General features: G+C 33.4%; 18 protein-coding genes, 1 riboswitch and 2 other annotated features. Of the genes, 5 read left to right on the top strand and 13 right to left on the bottom strand.

The genetic code is table 11. The features are described 5' to 3' along the window. Positions 1–5 precede the first annotated feature (5 nt). From DN393_RS03070 to DN393_RS03045, 6 genes are all read right to left on the bottom strand, one after another. Complete coding sequence (locus tag DN393_RS03070; RefSeq protein WP_149173309.1) at positions 6–1,010, bottom strand: ABC transporter permease subunit; 1,005 nt, start codon at positions 1,008–1,010, stop codon at positions 6–8. 1 nt (position 1,011) lies between these two features. Next, the gene (locus DN393_RS03065) at positions 1,012–1,878 is read right to left on the bottom strand and encodes an ABC transporter permease subunit (protein WP_098112040.1); all 867 of its coding nucleotides are present in this window, start codon (positions 1,876–1,878) and stop codon (positions 1,012–1,014) included. 54 nt (positions 1,879–1,932) lie between these two features. Further along, positions 1,933–3,219, bottom strand: a complete 1,287-nt coding sequence (locus tag DN393_RS03060) for an MFS transporter (RefSeq protein ID WP_149173308.1) — start codon at positions 3,217–3,219, stop codon at positions 1,933–1,935. 214 nt (positions 3,220–3,433) lie between these two features. Further along, positions 3,434–4,465: an alpha/beta fold hydrolase gene (locus tag DN393_RS03055; protein ID WP_088046884.1), complete on the bottom strand. Its 1,032-nt coding sequence runs from the start codon at positions 4,463–4,465 to the stop codon at positions 3,434–3,436. Between the two features lie 260 nt (positions 4,466–4,725). Further along, positions 4,726–6,609: an FtsX-like permease family protein gene (locus DN393_RS03050; RefSeq protein ID WP_064474094.1), complete on the bottom strand. Its 1,884-nt coding sequence runs from the start codon at positions 6,607–6,609 to the stop codon at positions 4,726–4,728. 12 nt (positions 6,610–6,621) lie between these two features. Further along, complete coding sequence (locus DN393_RS03045; protein WP_064474093.1) at positions 6,622–7,389, bottom strand: ABC transporter ATP-binding protein; 768 nt, start codon at positions 7,387–7,389, stop codon at positions 6,622–6,624. 388 nt (positions 7,390–7,777) lie between these two features. Here DN393_RS03045 and DN393_RS03040 point away from each other — a divergent pair, with 388 nt between their 5' ends. Beyond that, positions 7,778–8,260, top strand: coding sequence for a DUF2975 domain-containing protein (locus DN393_RS03040; protein WP_064474092.1), 483 nt, complete (start codon positions 7,778–7,780; stop codon positions 8,258–8,260). A gap of 125 nt (positions 8,261–8,385) precedes the next feature. Here DN393_RS03040 and thrS read toward each other — a convergent pair whose 3' ends face one another. The 4 genes from thrS to DN393_RS03020 all read right to left on the bottom strand — a co-directional run bounded on the left by thrS (position 8,386) and on the right by DN393_RS03020 (position 13,041). Next, a complete protein-coding gene (thrS, locus tag DN393_RS03035; RefSeq protein ID WP_098102825.1) occupies positions 8,386–10,305 on the bottom strand; it encodes a threonine--tRNA ligase in 1,920 nt (639 codons plus the stop codon). 44 nt (positions 10,306–10,349) lie between these two features. Beyond that, positions 10,350–10,572: a binding site (T-box leader), on the bottom strand. A 35-nt stretch (positions 10,573–10,607) separates the two neighbouring features. Continuing rightward, positions 10,608–10,832, bottom strand: a binding site (T-box leader). Positions 10,833–10,957: 125 nt separating this feature from the next. Further along, positions 10,958–11,665 (bottom strand): 23S rRNA pseudouridine(2604) synthase RluF, encoded by a 708-nt coding sequence (rluF, locus tag DN393_RS03030; protein WP_001222161.1) that lies wholly within the window; start codon positions 11,663–11,665, stop codon positions 10,958–10,960. A 183-nt stretch (positions 11,666–11,848) separates the two neighbouring features. Further along, positions 11,849–12,469 carry a YdbC family protein gene (locus DN393_RS03025; protein ID WP_064477278.1) on the bottom strand — a complete coding sequence of 207 codons (621 nt, stop codon included), beginning with the start codon at positions 12,467–12,469 and terminating at the stop codon, positions 11,849–11,851. Positions 12,470–12,675: 206 nt separating this feature from the next. After that, positions 12,676–13,041 carry a hypothetical protein gene (locus DN393_RS03020; protein ID WP_098102826.1) on the bottom strand — a complete coding sequence of 122 codons (366 nt, stop codon included), beginning with the start codon at positions 13,039–13,041 and terminating at the stop codon, positions 12,676–12,678. A 132-nt stretch (positions 13,042–13,173) separates the two neighbouring features. Here DN393_RS03020 and DN393_RS03015 point away from each other — a divergent pair, with 132 nt between their 5' ends. The 3 genes from DN393_RS03015 (at position 13,174) to DN393_RS03005 (ending at position 16,978) form a co-directional block, all read left to right on the top strand. Continuing rightward, on the top strand, positions 13,174–13,749 hold the full coding sequence (locus DN393_RS03015) for a hypothetical protein (RefSeq protein ID WP_064477280.1): 576 nt from the start codon (positions 13,174–13,176) through the stop codon (positions 13,747–13,749). Between the two features lie 208 nt (positions 13,750–13,957). Further along, positions 13,958–14,077, top strand: a riboswitch (glycine riboswitch). Positions 14,078–14,184: 107 nt separating this feature from the next. Continuing rightward, positions 14,185–15,552 carry an alanine/glycine:cation symporter family protein gene (locus DN393_RS03010; RefSeq protein ID WP_000451054.1) on the top strand — a complete coding sequence of 456 codons (1,368 nt, stop codon included), beginning with the start codon at positions 14,185–14,187 and terminating at the stop codon, positions 15,550–15,552. Positions 15,553–15,784: 232 nt separating this feature from the next. Continuing rightward, positions 15,785–16,978, top strand: a complete 1,194-nt coding sequence (locus DN393_RS03005; protein WP_000790928.1) for a S8 family peptidase — start codon at positions 15,785–15,787, stop codon at positions 16,976–16,978. 100 nt (positions 16,979–17,078) lie between these two features. Here the strand turns inward: DN393_RS03005 and DN393_RS03000 are convergent, their stop codons facing one another. After that, the gene (locus DN393_RS03000) at positions 17,079–17,603 is read right to left on the bottom strand and encodes a DinB family protein (protein WP_000666442.1); all 525 of its coding nucleotides are present in this window, start codon (positions 17,601–17,603) and stop codon (positions 17,079–17,081) included. 14 nt (positions 17,604–17,617) lie between these two features. Next, entirely contained in the window at positions 17,618–18,385 is a 768-nt protein-coding gene (locus DN393_RS02995; RefSeq protein WP_000577278.1) for a DUF3891 family protein, read from the bottom strand. Between the two features lie 204 nt (positions 18,386–18,589). On the opposite strand from DN393_RS02995, the gene DN393_RS02990 reads away from it, so the two are divergent. Continuing rightward, complete coding sequence (locus DN393_RS02990; RefSeq protein ID WP_001043960.1) at positions 18,590–18,862, top strand: HU family DNA-binding protein; 273 nt, start codon at positions 18,590–18,592, stop codon at positions 18,860–18,862. A 37-nt stretch (positions 18,863–18,899) separates the two neighbouring features. Here DN393_RS02990 and DN393_RS02985 read toward each other — a convergent pair whose 3' ends face one another. Continuing rightward, positions 18,900–19,442 (bottom strand): hypothetical protein, encoded by a 543-nt coding sequence (locus tag DN393_RS02985; protein ID WP_000959141.1) that lies wholly within the window; start codon positions 19,440–19,442, stop codon positions 18,900–18,902. Positions 19,443–19,465: the final 23 nt, after the last annotated feature.

Raw genomic sequence — 19,465 nt, 5'->3', positions numbered from 1 at the left:
CTTTTTTATTTTTGTATCTCTCTATAAAAGGAAAAATCATTCACATTAGTTTGTACTCGCTTCTCTTCCTTTACCTCTTTATCCTTGCTCCTTGGTGTTCTTACATTTCCTAGTTTAATCGCATCTTGCATACTATTACTAACTAGATTTCCCGCTAAAATTGTCATACTATAAAAAGCAATTGGTATAAGTACAATCCATGTATGTGTAGTTAAATGGCGGAAGTTTTGACCAATTAGGCCAGTCCATTCTTTTGTTACACTATCTGGATCCATTCCACTGAAGGTTATTGTTCCACCAAAAAATAATTGCAACAAACCAAGGTGTAAAAGTAGTAATAAAGTACTTACAAATTGTTGCGCTACTAATAAAAGAAATGGCGGTAACATATGCGGCCATATATGGCGCTTCAACCTATGCCACTTACTTCCGCCGAGCACAGTAGCTGCCAACATAAATTCTTCTTTCTTAATACGCTTTACTTCTTGCGCTACATACAACATAACCGTTGGTACAGCAAGACATACAAGAACTATAATTTGAAATGCCACACGCAAATACAACGGCACAACTTCTGCTCCACTATCAAACGTTAAAACTTCATTTAACATAAAATAAGAAATCATAACCATCGGTACAATACTAAAAGGATCAAAAAAGGATGAAATAACTGGAAAAGAACGTTTACCATACATACCAAGAAGTAAACCAACTCCCCCTCCAACTATAACTCGTAAAATCGCTATAATTATACTCGCTCCAACTGTCCATTTTGCACCTTCTATTATTAATTGAACAAGGTCACGACCTTTCACATCACTTCCAAACCAAAATTTACTTGATGGCGAAAATGGTGCTGCCTCTAGTTCCCCTTTTTCGTTATACATCATCGTAAGTTCACGAATATTCCCATCAAAAAACACCGTATATCCAATACTAACAATCATTAGTACACTCAAAAAAGTAATACCTATCCAAAATCTCACATCTCTTTTTACAACTTGCCACATGTTACACACGCTCCTTTATAACATTTTGTAAAAGCGTATGTAATATACGAAATAGTATAAAAAGCGGTACGTATAATATTACTAGACTCACTGTAAATATTTCTAATTTTGGATTTTCTTTCACAAAAACAAACATACCATATGTATTAAATATCCATTCAATAATATATAAATTGGAAAGCATAAATAAAATATTTGTTTTCGCGTAATAAATTGTCGTTAATAAAACATTTCTTGAAATATGATGTGTCAAAATATGCCGGAAGCTTAGCCCTTTACTCTTGGCAAACAAACTATAATCTTTCTCTAATTCTTCTTTAAACCGAAATAACAACAGTTTAATAAACAATAATGTTGTTGGTATTGTAAGACATATAATTGGTAACAAACGTATCCTTTCTTCCCCTAATCCAGCCAGTTTGACCGGCATAAATCCTGTTTTTTGAAACATAATTACGACAAGAAGTTGCGATAATAAAATAAGTAAAATATCCGGTATACTCTCAAGCGTAAGAAAAACCCCGTTCCACATTTTCTGTTTCATATAAGAACGCTGCAATACCCAAACGACAAGTATATACGCTATAAGCAAAGATAGTAAAAACGCTGATAGAAATACAATCATCGTTTCAAAATAATGAATCCATATTTGCGGAAATAATTTTCTTGAGTCTCGAAATCCATATGTAATTTCACCCGGTTGAAGTATCTTCCCTCCAAGAAAGACAATCGTGTTCCAAAAACCGATTAAATCAATTTGCAATCCCTTAAATAAACGCGGTAGCGCGCCTAGACAGATTATACATAAAATTGCAGCTACTAGTTGTAAACAAGTAACCCCACACCATTTAGCAATTCGCATCAACATAACGATTTCCCCTTACCACCCGATAGAATATTCAGAAATCAAAAACCACATATATTACATCTCTTCAGCTATACTTTGCACCCGTTTCTTCCCACTCGGTAAAATGGTTTGATATAAACACGTAACAAAAAATAATAAACCAAATAAAATAATATACAACGTATCTGCACTAATCCATTTCGGGAACAACATCGCTATCGCACCGAGAGATAACAGCTGGAATCCTGTCGTTAATGGACTAAGCAAACTTTGAACACGTCCCATGAATGATTCTTCTACAATTTCATACATCCAGCCCATAATTGCAACATTAATAAACGGTAAAAAGAAAGTCGCAAAAGCGATACATACATAAAAAGACCATACGTGGTTTACAAAGTAACACATACCGAAAAAGACCCCTGAGCCAGCCATACCAAAGACAATAATAGGCTTGGGTGCATATTTCTTCCCTACACTTGTTGCTACTACACTTCCAATTAGTAATGAAATCCCTCCAACTACACCACCCACCATCGCTAAACTTTCATACGTTGCTGGTGCTAATTTATATTTTAATATGTAAGTTGTGGATACGCTTAAAATACCATTTAATAGTCCAAACACGATAAATCCTAAAAGTAATTTTTTTAAAGTGTCATTTTGATATATATACTTGATCCCTTTTTGAAACTCTGTTATTAACATTTTCAAATTAACTTCTTTCCATTTTGTTCTACCGTTTGGCAAACGCACTTTTTCTGGAATGGAGATCGTTTGAATCAAAATACCACTCATAATAAAAGTGAGCGTATTTACTAAAATACTCCCGTATATTCCAAAAGTCCAGTACACCATCGTTGCAATTCCTACACCAAACAAAGCATAAAAACTATTCACCATTTGATTCACACCTGCTGCTGCACCGTATTGGTCGGATTGAACTACTCCCTGTATCATCGACTGTTCTGATGGAGAGAAAAATTGTATACATGCATTTTCCAAAAATAAAAATATAAAGACGAGTATAATCATTCCGTAATAAAGCGAAATTAGAATTCCGATATTACAGAGCGAACAACATATGTTACTTACCGTACAAATACGTTTTCTATCAAAACGATCCACTACTGTCCCTACTAATAGAAAAAAGATTAATGCAGGTAATGCCATCATAATTTGTGTCATCGTTGCGTAAACTGGTTGTTTTCCGTATTGGTCTAACAAATAAAACATTAAAGAAACTCCAGCAATCATAGAACCGAGTCGCTCTAAAATATTTGCTAGAAAAAAACGTGCATACACTTTGTTACGAAATAACTGTAGCATTTCTTTCATACTTCTAACCCTTTCTCTCGACAAAATTTTATTTTTTCAGTCATTTCTCGGAAGTTACATTATATTTTTCGACCATTATCCAATCTTTTCCTTCTGTATAGAGCACAATAAAAAAAAGACTCATGTTTTTTATACAAGAGTCTTTTTATTTAACTTCGCTTCACGTAATGATATGTAGCTAAAATCTTTATACGTCTCGCTAACTATTTTAATTCTCTAAAGTTCGGATATACTTTATTTATTTTATGAATGTATCGCACATCCACTCATAAAATTTTTCCTTCTCTTCAAATTGCGGATAATGAGCTGACTTTTCAAAAGTAATGAATTCTTTTTGATTCACTTCAATCATATCAAAATATTTTTTCGCTGCATGAAATGAAGTATTATAGTCGTATTTTCCCATAAGGAAATAAAGCGGTAGCTTCATTTCAGTCACCTTAGTAGGCAATGGGTTCTTTAAATCCTTTTCTAATAAGACAGTTTGAGAATGTGATAATCCAACGTTATAACGAATTACATCTAAAAAGTTATATTCATTACTGAGTAGCATCCCAATATTATCACCATCTGGATTTTCAATGAGTCTTGATGTTCCACCATATTTTGCAACATAATTCCTCGGAGTGTATGTATCGCCATTTTTAATTTTTTCAGTCAACTCATTTAAATAGGCAACCTCATCTGTATTCCCAGCACTTTGTGCCTGTTCAATCACATAGTTTAAACTATCCATTTCACTTTCTACTGTATCACTCATTTGCCCTATGCCAACATATGCTTCATATTTTTCAGGGGCTTTATTGGCAGCTTGCATTCCGATATATGTACCGTAAGAATGACCAACCAATATTACTTTTTCTTTACCAAGATGTTTTGAAACATAATCTGTCATAGCTAATAAATCTTCTACAAGAAGATCTGATGTAAGATTCGAATAGTCTTCAAAGAAATGATACGACTTCCCACTCGCTCTTTGATCGTAATTAACAACTGTAAATTTCTCTTCCAATAAGTTTTGGTATTTTTGCGCATATGGTATTTCTGAAGTACCTGGTCCACCATGTACAAAAATAATAACCGGATTGTTCTTATCTTTTCCGCGTATCATAATTTCATGATCACTTCCATTTATCTCTACTTGCTCTAATGTACTTATACTGTTTTTCCCTTTTATTTGCGAGGTCCATGTAGGAAATATTAGTGCTACGATTAATAATAGTAAAATGATGACTCCAATAAGTTTTATTAATTTTTTTATCTTCTTCATAAGTAGTTTCCTTTCTTTTAAATTTATAAAAACATCAATTTAGTTCAGTAAAACTACCTCAAAAAAATATAAATATACAACAATTTCACCTTGATCTTTTGCACATTCTTAATATCCCATACACTTCTTAACTTTCCGCTATATAAACTCTTAATATTCCCTTAATTTTCAATATAAAATTCTTAGAATGACTCGATCACAATGTATTAAAAATAAAGAAAAAAGCCCTTGTTTTCAAAACAAAGACTTTTTTCCTTTAACTATTTCGCAACCTCTTCTTTCGGCATTACCATACCTTTATAAAGCTGGACAGTAATCCAGTAATAGATGAAATAAATGACTAAGAAAATCCCTATCGGCACCCATACCTTCACAAACGGGTCAACTAATATAAAGCTAAATAAGTTAAGCCCTACTAACACGTGGGAAATTCCAATAATTGCTGGGAAGATAAATAAATATGAAATTTCTTTATAAATACTTTTCGTTAACATACTACGTCTCACACCGATTTTTCGTAACATTTCATAACGGCGTACGTCACGAGAAGCACCTGTTAATATTTTGAACATTAGCGAACTTGCCATCATTGCTAAAAAGGCAATTCCAAGGAAAAATCCCATAAACATTGTTCCACTCATGAAACTGTTCATAAACTGATAAATTGTCATTTTTGTAAATAAGTCTACTTTTGTACCTGTTGTTTTTTCAATTTGTTCTTTTTGTCTCTTATCTATATCGAGCAACAACGGTTTATATTTTTTCATATCATCTACTTTTGCTAATGTTACACTATGTTCCGTTCCTTGAACTGCTTTGTAGTGTTCTTCATCAGCAATTCTTACCGGTTTTCCGTTAAATTGATTATGTGTAATTTGTATTTCTCTTACAACCGCATCTTCCCAATCCCTTGGCATACGAGGAAGTTTATTGGCTGCTTCGGGAGCTTCCAAAGCAGAATAAACAGGTTCAGTTAAAGGTTCAGCCACACGTTTTCGAGCTGGCTCTTTTAAAGTTTTTGTATCAAAGTGATCGGAAACGAGTGGTGGTTTCGCCGTTAAGTCGTTACGTAAATAATAAACTGCTTCTCCATCTACTTTATACTTATACTTGCTTTCTTCCACAATTTCCATTTCTTTTAAGGCTGCTTTATCTTGATCATTTGGATCATGAATTACAACATCATATACACGAGAAAAGTCTGTCATAATGCCGACATTTTTTTGAAACGCCATACCTGCCGTCATTGCCCCTGCACCTAATGCAATTAACATCGCTACAGTACCTAATACTCTCGATAAACTATTTACACGAAAGCGTAGCTGTGCATATGTAAAACTATTTAAGCCCACTTCATTTCGTTTTTTATTCCCTTTAATTTTCATCACAAAAAATGGGAGCAATGAACTAAAGATAAAATATGTTCCAAGTGTTGTAACGATTGTCGCTATTATAAAACCGATTTCAGCATATATTTTTACATTGATCATAAAGTAGTATCCTATACTTACTAGCAATATACCAAGTACCGTCATTATAATAATGCGAGTTTTACTTTTCTTTACTTCATCTAGTGTTTCATCTTCACGAATTAACTCCAATTCTGTTTTACGTAATAACCGGATGCTATTCATTAAACCAGTAATAAAAAATAGTATTAAGAAGAAAATAGCTGTAACTAAGATTGCTGGTGTATATACAGATGAATAACTACCTTTTGCTGAAATTTCCATACCATTCATTAAAAGGTTTCCTGCTACACTTGCAAGTAACATCCCTACTAAAATACCAATAATAATACTGACAATACCCATACCGAATGTTTCAATAAATAGTAACTGTGCTACTTTTTTCTTTTTCGCACCGAGCATCATATACATACCGAGTTCTTTTCTTCTTAATGTGAGTAAGAACGAATTGGCATATATAATATAAAATACAGTAATGAAAGATAATAGTATGGCACCTACCCAAAATACGAGTCTAATACTACTAATAAGACTATTATCCTTCGTAAATTCACTATTCATCGCCATTGTTTGGAACATGTAGAAAATACTAATACTAATAACGAGACCAATTAGTAACACCATATAATCTTTTAACATCTTTTTCATACTATGACGTGATAATTTGAATAACATAGTTTCGCCCCCCTACTTAGACTCAGCAGCTGAGCCCATATGAGCGAGCACACCTAAAATGTCTTGATAGAAACTTTCTCGCGTTCCTTGACGCTTTAGCTCTTTATATAGAAGTCCGTCTTGAATAAATAAAATACGTTCACAATAACTTGCACTAAATGCATCGTGTGTAACCATTAAAATACTTACATTGTGATTTTCATGTAAGTCTTGCATCGCTTCTAACAAGCTTTTGGCATTTTTACTATCAAGCGCTCCTGTCGGTTCATCTGCTAATATGATTGCTGGATTATGTACTAAAGCTCGTGCTGCCGCTGTTCTTTGCTTTTGTCCACCAGAAACAGCAGTTGGATATTTCGTTAAAATTTCAGTAATCCCTAACTTCTTCGCAACCTCATTCACCTTTCCAGTAATCTCACTTGAAGGTACGCCTTGCAGAGAAAGTGGTAAAGCGATATTTTCATAAATTGATAAGTTTTCAAGTAAGTTAAAATCTTGAAAAATGAAACCTAATTTTTGAGATCGAAAATCTGATAGAGCATTCCCCTTCATCGAAGTAATATTAGTACCGGCTATTGTCACACTGCCACCTGTCGCTTGATCCAATGTACTAATCACATTAAGTAAAGTCGTTTTTCCAGATCCAGAAGGACCCATAATCCCGACGAATTCTCCTTCTTTTATACTTAATGACACACCCCTTAATGCTTTTGACTGATTCTCATTTCTTTTCCCATACGTTTTTTCTACACTTTCTACAGTAACTACATTTGTTGACATCTCTTTCACTCCATCCCTTTTGTATAAAATTACTTTCTCACATATTTCTTATCTTTTTCTCATGTAAAACCTTAAGAATTTTTTAATTTTTCAATCAGTAAGGATTACACGAGTAACGTAAACCTTTTTCCTATTTCATATTCTCACTTTTCTAAAACTCGTTCCTTCGATTTCGCTTACATTTACCTTACATTTTTGTAAGGTAAAAATATGACAGACCACTTTATAAGGGCATTTTCTTTGTAATGAAAAAGCTTTTTATTTTCATCAAAACGAATAGGATACATAAATAACAATAATAATAAATTAAAAAACAATATAATTTTATTTTAAAACGATAAATTATATGATAAAATCATGTTGTTATTAAATAAACGAGGTGCTTTTTATGAAACAAGTTACAACACTCTTTTTAAAACTAGCTATTGTTTTTATAGGTATAGTAGTACTTGCATTGTGCATATTTTTAGTGCCTAAAATCGGGAATTTTGCTGGAGAATTGTATCCAGCTATCGCTTATATGAAATCTCTCGTTTTAATCGATATTTACGTAGCAACGATACCTTTTTACTTTGCTCTGTATCAAGTTTTTAAACTTTTAAGTTATATTGATAAGAACAAAGCGTTCTCGGAATTATCAGTAAAGTCTTTAAAAAATATAAAATACTGTGCTCTCACGATCGGTACCATATACTTACTAGGTATGCCGCTCTACTATCTTATGGCAAAAAAAATTGATCCTCCAAGTTTTATACCAATTGGACTAATCATTATTTTCACCTCTATCTTGGTTGCTATTTTTGCTGCAGTTCTCCAAAAGCTCTTACAAGAAGCCATTAATATAAAATCAGAAAATGATTTAACAGTATGAAGTGAAGTATATGGCAATAAATGATGAAGGGATAGCTTAATCGCTATCCCTTCATCATTTATTATGGTTCTTTACTTACTTTAAATTCAGTAATACATGTTAATGGTGTATTTTATTTTCAATCTCTATTTCTTATTTTTTATTTCCTCTTTTATACTCTCCACAAACCCATTTAGTTCAATAACTTCTGACTGGTCTTCACCGTATTTACGTACATTTACAGATCCGTTCTCCATTTCCTTATCCCCAATAACAAGAACATAAGGAACTTTTTGCATTTGTGCTTCTCTTATTTTATATCCTAACTTTTCATCTCGTACATCTCTTTCAACACGAATGCCAGCTTGTGCTAATTTATCCGCAATCTCATCTGCGTATTGTACATGGACTGCATTCGAAACTGGAATGACCTTCACTTGAACCGGTGCCACCCATGCCGGGAACGCGCCTCCAAAGTGCTCAATTAATATCGCTAAGAAACGGTCTAAAGATCCTAAAACTGCTCTGTGAATGACAACTGGTCTTCTCTTTTCATTCTTCTCATCTATATAATTTAAATCAAACTTCTCTGGCATTTGGAAATCTAGTTGGATTGTCCCGCACTGATGACTTCTATTTAAGGCGTCTTTAATATGGAAGTCGATTTTCGGTCCATAAAATGCACCGTCACCTTCATTTAGTCTATATTTATAATTCAATGAATGTAATACATTTTCTAATGCCTCTTCTGCTTGCTCCCACAACTTATCATCACCCATTGAATCTTCTGGACGAGTAGAAAGCTCTACTTCATATTCGAATCCAAAAGTTTTATAAACGTAATCAATTTGCGCCATTACAGATTTAATTTCATCTTCAATTTGTTCTGGAGTTACAAATAAATGAGCATCATCTTGGCAGAAAGTACGTACTCTTAATAATCCATTTAATGCCCCGCTAAATTCGTGTCGGTGTACTTGACCGAACTCACACATACGAATTGGCAATTCGCGATAAGAGTGTAATTTATTTTTGAACATTAACATATGTCCTGGGCAGTTCATTGGTTTTAATGCGAAACTTTTATTGTCTACTTCAGAGAAATACATGTTGTCTTTGTAATGTCCCCAGTGTCCTGATTTCTCCCATAATTCTTGGTTCATCATAAACGGAGTACGTACTTCTTGATACTTATACTCTTTTTGAATTTTTCTTAAAAATGCTTCTAATTCATTACGAATAATTTGTCCTTTCGGTAAATAAAATGGCATTCCCGGAGCCTCTTCAGAAAACATAAATAACTCCAGCTCACTACCTAATTTACGATGATTTCTTTTTGCTGCTTCTTCAACGAAATGTAAATAATCTTCTAATTCTTTTTGAGAAGAGAACGCAACACCATATATACGCTGAAGCACTTGATTGTTACTATCACCTCGCCAATATGCACCAGAAACGTGAGTTAATTGGAATGCTTTCAAATAGCCTGTTGACGGTACATGTGGTCCTCTACATAAGTCTACAAATTCACCTTGTTTATATAGTGTTACACTTTCCCCACTAGGAATTGCTTCTAACAATTCTAATTTCAGGTGATCATTCATTTCTTGAAACAGTTTTTTTGCCTCTTCTCGTGAAACCTCAACTCGCTCTATTTTTATATTTTCATTTATAATTTTTTTCATTTCTTTTTCGATTTCCGGTAAATCTTCTACGTTTACACTACTCGGAAGATCCATATCATAATAAAATCCATTTTCAATAACAGGTCCTACACCAAGGTTTACATTACCATGTATTCTCTTTACAGCTTGCGCTAAAATATGTGCCGCAGAGTGTCTTGCAATTTCTACCCCTTCATTTGAATCTATAGTAACGATTTCTACTTCCGCATTTTCTTCAATATTTCGGCGTAAATCATATAACTGATCATTTACTTTCCCTGCAACTGCTTTCTTTTTTAAACTACTGCTAATGGATCCCGCAATTTCTTCTAAAGTAATTCCTTTTACAAATTCTTTAACGCTTCCATCCGGAAATTTCATTTCAATCATCTGTTCTTTCATTTTTCATCTCTCCATTTCATAATAAAAAGCACACTCATCCCTAAAATAGGGACGAGCGTGCTTTTACCCGTGGTTCCACCCAGATTCCCATTGTAAATATACAATGGCTTCTTTTACGGTAACGTCGTTTACACGGCACTAGATACTTAATTTCCCCAGTGCAGCTCTAAGGTGGTAAGTTATTTTTCTGCGTTAGGAAGTTCTCAGCTTTCCTTCCTTCTCTGTATAACCGGATAAAATAACTCGTGTCCTTTTCTTCGCTTATTATGAAATTGAATACAAAAAAGCATATTCATCCCTAAAATAGGGACGAATATGCTTATATCCGTGGTTCCACCCAGATTCCCATCACAAAAAAACATAATGGCTTCTTTTGCGATAACGTCGCTTACACGGCACTAGATACTTAGTTTCCCTAGTGCAGCTCTAAGGTGGTAAGTTATTTTTCTGCGTTAGGAAGTTCTCAGCTTTCCTTCCTTCTCTGTATAACCGGATAAAATAACTCGTGTCCTTTTCTTTGCTTTTAAAAGTACATCCATTAATTGTTATTTACTATATCTTATTCATTTTATTTTTGCAAGTGTTTAAAAATGATTTTTTATTAAATAAAAAAAGAAACCAAAAATAGATTTTTGGTTTCCTCTTCTCAATTTTACCAATCTTGTGGTTCGTAATTTAAGTCTGAAAATAGACGTCGTTTCTCTTTCTTCGATAAATCTCTCCACTGTCCAACAGGTAAATTATTTAATTCTATATTCATAATTCTTGTACGCTTTAACGTGTATACTTGATAACCTAAAGCTTCACACATACGACGAATTTGACGATTCAACCCTTGAGTTAAAATAATTTGGAATTCATATTTTGATAACTGTGTTACCTCACAAGGAAGGGTTTTCGTTCCTAAAATTTTCACACCAGCTGCCATTTTCTCTAGAAAATCAGGTGTAATTGGCTTATCTACTGAAACGATATATTCTTTTTCATGTTTGTTTTCAGCACGTAAAATTTCATTAACAATATCACCATCATTCGTTAATAAAATTAAACCGTCTGAATCTTTATCAAGACGTCCAATGTGACTAATTCGTAATGGATGATTCACTAAATCGATAATATTACCTTTTACAGCTTTTTCACTCGTACATGTAATACCTACTGGTTTATTTAAAGCGATATATACGTGATCTCGAGCAATACGAAGTTGCTCTCCATTTACGCGTACATCATCACCTGGATTTACTTGGTCACCAATTTTTGCAACCTTACCGTTAATAATTACTCTTCTCTCATTAATTAGTTTATCTGCTCCACGTCGAGACGCTTTTCCAGCTTCACTAATAAATTTATTGATACGCAAATTAGGCACATCCTTTTCAAAAAAATTCTAGCTCACACTGATTCTACCGTACAATACAAAAGGGTAAGCCTTCTATTATAACTTAAATATATTAACATGAAAGGGTATATAACGTCTTCTATTAATTACTCGTTTATAAGAAAATATCTTTATTATACATTCATTTATGCACGTTTTGAACACTTAATATACAAGCCACTCTTCCTTACATACAGCTTGTTTACCTCTTATGTCTTTTAAATCCTCATGAATATTAGCTAGTTTATACAGCTCTGGGAAAATCTCTTCTACATAATTTTGATGCGCCATTTCATCTTTCCAATAAGTTAACACTATGTAACGATTTTCAGTTTTTAAAGACTTCCCAACTACTCCACCTATCATCCCGTTTGCTTTTTCCATTCCTTTATTCCAAATTTCCTCTTGCTTATGTAAAAACTGCTTTTCTCTCTGTTGTTTTACATCACATATAGCAACTCTGACAAATGACCCTTCTGTAACAACCTCTTTCAAAGGCATATCAGTTATATCATACAATGTTTGAAACAGTTCAATTTCACATGAAAGAAACGTATCCTCTTGATTACTATTTAAATAAATGGTATCGTGAGCACCATTCATAAATGATTGATACGCACCCCTATCATTCCATAAAGTATAAACACACGCCTCATCTTCATTCCATCCACCAAATTGTCCGTGAAAACCATCTAGATGCTGTATATCACGCCATTTTTCTTGTGCGATTGAAAATAACTCTTTTTTCTCTTCTTCCACTTTACAATAGATTGTTTTTAGTAACATTTTTAATTCCCCCTTTAGAATATAATTTATTTTCTTCTCACAACATTTAGTTCACATAATAATTTTATAATCCTCTAATACTCTTTATAGACATATAGAACTAATCATATTTATCACTACATCTATCAAACCATTTATCTGATTTCATTTCAAATAATTCAGAATTAAAAGAAAAGCTGTAACCCTTAACGAATTACAACTTTATCTTATCTCCCTTTCTTATTCACCTTTTGTTCAAATAAATAATATGTAATTTCTCCTGGATAATGTAATACAGTTACCTTCCGCTCCCCTTTTTTAAAACTATTAGTATGCCCATTTTCCCCTAAGTGCTCCCATCCACTTGCCTTTGTAATAGGTATTACACTTATATATTTATAATCCGCTTCATTATCATCGTTAATATGGATTGCTGACATTGGTACTGGAAAATCTTCCATTTTAGATTCTTTGTCCAGATATATGAGTGCAAATAAGCCAACTAATATCATAGCCATTGAAATATTTGAAACTAGCTTTTTTCTATTCGTTTTCACTAAAAACCCTCTTTTCTCACATATTACTTTCATCATTTTACTAATCTTAGTTATTTATGTATATAAAAAATATAATTAAAATCAATTACATACTATATTCTCTACCATTAATAATATTATTGTTATATATTATAATTATAATATGTTTATTTTTGGAGGGATTACCCATTGAAGAAATTATTTTTTAATAAATGGACAATAGTTATTTCTATTTTTATTATTACCTGTACGATTTTCTACACAACTAAAGATAAAAATAATAACGAAAAAACCACCGTAGAAACAATTGATACAAAAACTTTTAAAACTAAATTACAACCAAAAATTGATGAATTAACTACAAATTATAATGACATCATCGAAAAAGATTGGTTGCCTGCCTGGGAAGAGATTAACACGAACGGAGATTCAGTAGACAGAAATAAACTATTAGTCACAATGACTGCTATTTCCAAGCAATATGAAAAAATTATAAACGAAATAGACACTGTGAAAATTAAAGAAAATATATCGGAAGTACAAATACAAGAACAACTAATTTATTTCAAAACTGAATTTAAGACTGCTTCTAAATTTATGAAAAATGCAGCAGATTTAATTATAGACGGAGCAAATAACTCTACTCCATCCAATGAAACAATTGAAAATACTAAACATGCTTTAGGACTTGCGGACCAACATATTGTCCTCGCTTTATCTACGTTAAATGAAGTTGAAGTTAAATTAGGACTCGCAAAAAAATAAAACTGGTTACTATTTTAAAATAAAAAAAGATTGCAATTCACATTTTGTCTGTCTATAATGTTTTTATTGATTTACAATCAATGTTTTTATAAATTTTATAATTCGGATGAACCATTCAGGAGAAGGTCTATTGATCTACCGACGGGGCAAAAAGTTGCTGAATCAACTTTGAAACTCTCAGGTCTTGGTTACAAGTAGAACTGCATGGGGACGAATCTCTGGAGAGACTCCCTCTCGCTTTATATAGCGCGGAGGAAAACGAGCACCGAAGGAGCAAATCCGCTACTATAGCGGATAATCTCTCAGGTAAAAGGACAGAGACAAGCGAAAGAAAATGCCGATTTGTATCGGTTTATTTTTCTATCCCTTGTTTCTCCAGAGACCATTTCATTTTCTTGAAGTGGTTTTTATTTTTTCATAAAAAGGAGAATACAGATGGAGACAGTAAGTACAGTATTAGAACAAATCAATCACTATGTGTGGGGATTACCAACGTTGTTGTTACTCGTTGGTACTGGTATCATTCTCACAGTGCGTTTAAAAGGTTTACAGTTTAGTAAACTATTATACGCTCACAAACTAGCTTTTAAAAAATCAGAAGATACATCCTCCTCTGGAGATATTAGCCACTTCCAAGCACTTATGACAGCTATGGCGGCAACGATTGGTATGGGGAATATAGCCGGTGTTGCAACTGCTGTGACAATTGGTGGACCCGGTGCAATCTTTTGGATGTGGATTACTGCTTTGTTCGGTATGGCAACAAAGTATGCCGAAGCCATTCTTGCGGTGAAATACCGTGTTAGTAATGAAAATGGTGAATATTCAGGTGGTCCAATGTACTATTTAGAACGTGGTTTAGGTAAGAAATGGCTTGCTGTTTTATTCGCTATATTCGGTACAACTGCTTCTTTCGGTATCGGTAATATGGTGCAATCTAACTCAGTTGCAGAGGCAATGCGAATTAATTTCTCTTTCCCCCCTGCTTTAACTGGTATATTCATGTCGTTTTTAATCGCCATTGTTATTTTAGGCGGTGTGAAAAAAATCGGGAAAGTGACAGGATACATCGTTCCTATTAAAGCTTTCTTTTATATCATTGCTGGACTTATTATTATTTTCTATCACTACGATCAAATTCCAGAAGCATTTTCACTTATTTTTTCTGGCGCATTCAATGGTACTGCAGCTGCTGGTGGTTTTATTGGCGCAACAATTGCATCTGCAATTCAAATTGGAATGGCGCGCGGTGTATTTGCGAACGAAGCTGGTTTAGGGAGCGCCCCTATTGCAGCAGCGGCTGCAAAAACAGATTCGCCTGCAAAGCAAGCTTTAGTTTCTATGACTGGTACTTTTCTAGATACGTTTATCGTATGTACAATTACAGGGCTAGTATTAATTACTACAGGTGCATGGAAATCAGGTAAAACTGGCGTTGAAGCGACGACACTTGCGTTCCAATCTGTATTTGGCACTGCTGGTAGTATGATTCTTGGTATCGCAATTATATTATTTGCCTACTCTACTATTTTAGGATGGTCGTATTACGGCGAGAAGTGCGTGGCTTATTTGTTTGGAGAAGGTGCTGTTAAATATTATAAAGCAATCTTTATCGTCATGATTGCAATTGGTGCGAATTTAAAATTAGGCATCGTATGGACGTTTGCTGATATTGCAAATGGACTTATGGCGATTCCAAACTTAATTGGCCTTATTGGGTTAAGTGGTATTGTTGTTGCTGAAACAAATCGCTTTTTACAAGCAGAAAAATTGAAAGAAAGTCATAAAAAACAGGCAAGTTAATCTATGAAAAAAGGAATGACTCATACATGATGAGCATTCCTTTTTTTATCCCCTCTTTTACTTAATTACTTTCATTAAAAATATATTTATATCAATGTTTACTCCTTTTTATTCCTCCAAAAGTTTTTCACATAAATGTCATAAATCGTATGGTCTAACTATATAGTTGAAAAAGAATGCGACATTAAAGTGTCGCTGAAAAACTCATACAAGAAAAGGGAGGAAAAATCTTTTGAAAAACAAAATCATTGTTTTCCTATCTGTTTTATCTTTTATTATTGGTGGTTTCTTCTTTAACACGAATACTTCAAGCGCTGAAACATCATCTACTGATTACGTTCCTAACCAATTAATCGTTAAGTTCAAGCAAAATGCATCTTTAAGTAATGTGCAATCTTTTCATAAATCTGTCGGAGCCAATGTCTTATCTAAAGATGATAAGTTAGGTTTTGAAGTCGTTCAATTTTCGAAAGGTACTGTAAAAGAAAAAATAAAGAGTTATAAAAATAATCCAGATGTAGAATATGCAGAACCGAATTATTACGTTCACGCCTTTTGGACTCCAAACGACCCATATTTTAAAAATCAATATGGATTGCAAAAGATTCAAGCTCCACAAGCTTGGGATAGCCAACGAAGTGATCCTGGTGTAAAAGTAGCTATTATTGATACAGGAGTTCAAGGCTCACACCCTGATTTGGCTTTGAAAGTAATTTACGGGCATGATTATGTTGATAACGACAATACATCTGATGATGGTAATGGTCATGGTACACATTGCGCTGGAATTACTGGAGCACTTACGAATAACAGTGTCGGAATTGCTGGTGTTGCCCCACAAACTTCAATTTATGCTGTCCGCGTATTAGATAATCAAGGAAGTGGGACTCTTGATGCTGTAGCGCAAGGTATTCGAGAAGCTGCTGATTCGGGTGCAAAAGTAATTAGTTTAAGTTTAGGAGCTCCAAATGGTGGTACTGCATTACAACAAGCCGTTCAATATGCATGGAATAAAGGTTCTGTTATAGTTGCAGCTGCTGGAAATGCTGGAAATACAAAAGCTAATTACCCTGCTTATTACAGCGAAGTGATTGCAGTTGCTTCTACAGATCAATCAGATAAGAAATCTTCATTTTCTACTTATGGTAGCTGGGTAGATGTTGCAGCACCAGGTTCAAATATATATTCCACATATAAAGGAAGCACGTATCAATCATTAAGTGGTACATCTATGGCAACACCTCATGTTGCAGGAGTCGCTGCTCTTTTAGCAAATCAAGGATATAGCAATACACAAATCCGCCAAATTATTGAGTCTACTACTGATAAAATTAGTGGTACAGGTACGTACTGGAAAAACGGTAGAGTCAATGCATATAAGGCTGTACAATACGCTAAGCAATTACAAGAAAATAAAGCTTCTTAAGAAATAAAGCAAAACTTTAATCAGTCGATCTATCATTAATACGAAATAAAATAGAAGGAGAGACTTCTACAATTAAAGCCTCTCCTTCTTACAAACTATATTACTCCCCCTGCTTTTTAACCATATGTAAATATAGCACAAAATCCGTCATTGTCGATGAATGACCAAGTTGACGGATCATCGCTGTTATATTTCCTCTATGATATGTCCCATGATTTACAACATGTTGTACTAACTCTAAAATTGAAGTTTCTAATTTCCCTGCATATGGATTCTCAATAACAAATACAGCATTCACGTCTTGTATTGTAATTAAGAAGTCTTTATATTGATTTGCCATGTTTTCAAACATTTTTTCTAATTCATGTAACGATTTAGTTTCGATTTGTTTGCGTAAATTTTCTCGGTCTTGTATTGCTTCATTCATACTTTTACCATGCAATACGTGTAACCACACTTGATCTGTAATATAAATATGCGTAAAAGTATCCTTAATTGATGGAAATACACTCTGTATCTGTTCATTAAAAATAGTCTCATAGCTTGGTAATTCTTTTAGTCGATTGAATAACCGTATATTAGCCCAAGCATGGTAATCCACCTGTTTTAACATGTACTCTTTCAATCTAAATCGCCTCCTTATTGTACGAAACGAATGTTTTGTTTCTCCATTTCCGATTCTCTATCAGCTTTTGCAATTCCTTTTTCTTCAATTTCACGTTTATTTATTGTTTTATAATTTACATACGTATGAAATTCCGTTTGAAATGGAAACGGTGTAATCCGAATTGTTTCCTCGTCCACCCATTCAGCTTGAATAGGTTTCTCCACTTTACTATTAAACATTTCTGTTCCTTCAAAACCATCTTTAAACAAATCAATTTCATCTGTCTTTTCTACGCCAGGTTTATTCATACACACATATAAAGAAAGTTCATCGCAAAACTTTAATAATCTATAATGTTTATCGAACATCGCAAATTGTTCTTTTGTTAACGTTTTCAATATTCTTTTTTGTCGTTCCAATTCCCCTGTATAAAATGAAAGCATCTCTTCATCTTCATCATTTAATGGAAATGATAAAAAATGTTTACTACAAAGTAATGCTCCGTATGGATTTGAATCTTCAATTTCATTCAAACCAATCGTATAAAAAACAAAACGCAATGAACTTGGACAATCCATAAATGTATATGGAATATTTTTAGCATCATTCAAAATTGGTACTTTATCAAGTTCTATCCATCCTCTATCATGCTCATATATTGCATCAATTGTCTCTTTTAAGTATGTTTCATCTTCAAAAAAATCTTCTTTTATATGCTTTGCAATCTCTCCAGCTAAAAAACCATGATCATGTTGACGAATTAATATACTTTCTTTCTCATTCTTTTCACGAAAAATCATTCATATTCTCCCCCTCATCCTCATATTACAGCGTTTTCTATACATCAATTCTTAATTAATCCCTAATTATTAGCAGGGATTCAGTCTCTTACAACGAAATTAACATAACTATATAGTATTCTTTCTAACCATATAAATAGCTTTCTCTATACTATCCATTATACTAAAACATTCATTCTAAAAAACTTTTTATGAGGTGAAAACATGAACAAAACAGAATTAGTTAAAAACGTGGCACAATCCGCTGATATTTCTCAAAAGGAAGCTTCTGCAGCGGTACAATCCGTATTTGACACAATTGCTACTGCATTACAATCAGGCGATAAAGTTCAATTAATCGGCTTTGGAACTTTTGAAGTGCGCGAAAGATCTGCTCGTACAGGACGTAACCCGCAAACTGGCGAAGAAATTCAAATCGCTGCCGGTAAAGTTCCAGCATTTAAAGCAGGTAAAGAGTTAAAAGAAGCTGTTAAATAAACAAGAAACCAGCCATTTTATAGGCTGGTTTCTTGTTTTATTTAAGTAATTCCTTTATATTCTCAGCATGATACACTTCACAAATATAAAATATACATTTGCAGTTACTTACAATTTGATATTTTCTAGTTGGATACACATTCGCCGTAACAGAGCATCCATCAAACAATTCAATAATATTCCCAGATGGCTGATATCCTTCGTATAGTACGTTTCTTCTTACTTCCATCTTTTCTATAAGTTTTTCAACTGGAATATTTCCACTCTCTAATTCACTCTTAATTGTATTTGGTAAAAACGAAGTGTCCGCAAAAATTAGATTCTCAGATAACACTTTTCCTTTATAACTAACATTGGATACACGATAAAGAAATGTTCCGTTTTTATCAAAGAAATTCTTTGCTTCTTTTGGGATGTACTGTCTATCAAGTACCTCTTGTTCGAGAACATCAAACTGAACTGTATCATTCAAAAGCTTTTCTAATGCATGAATAGATGATGTATCTCCAGAAAATAAAATATTTTTTATTGCTTGTACATTATAAGTGAATTCATTTGTTCTATTTTCCGCTACTAACATGAGGAACACCTCTTCTATAAGAT

Source organism: Bacillus sp. BPN334 (genome assembly GCF_008368885.1).
GTDB classification, from domain to species: domain Bacteria; phylum Bacillota; class Bacilli; order Bacillales; family Bacillaceae_G; genus Bacillus_A; species Bacillus_A wiedmannii.
Note: the sequence above shows the minus strand (reverse complement) of the source record. Positions and strands in the feature narration are given on the sequence as shown.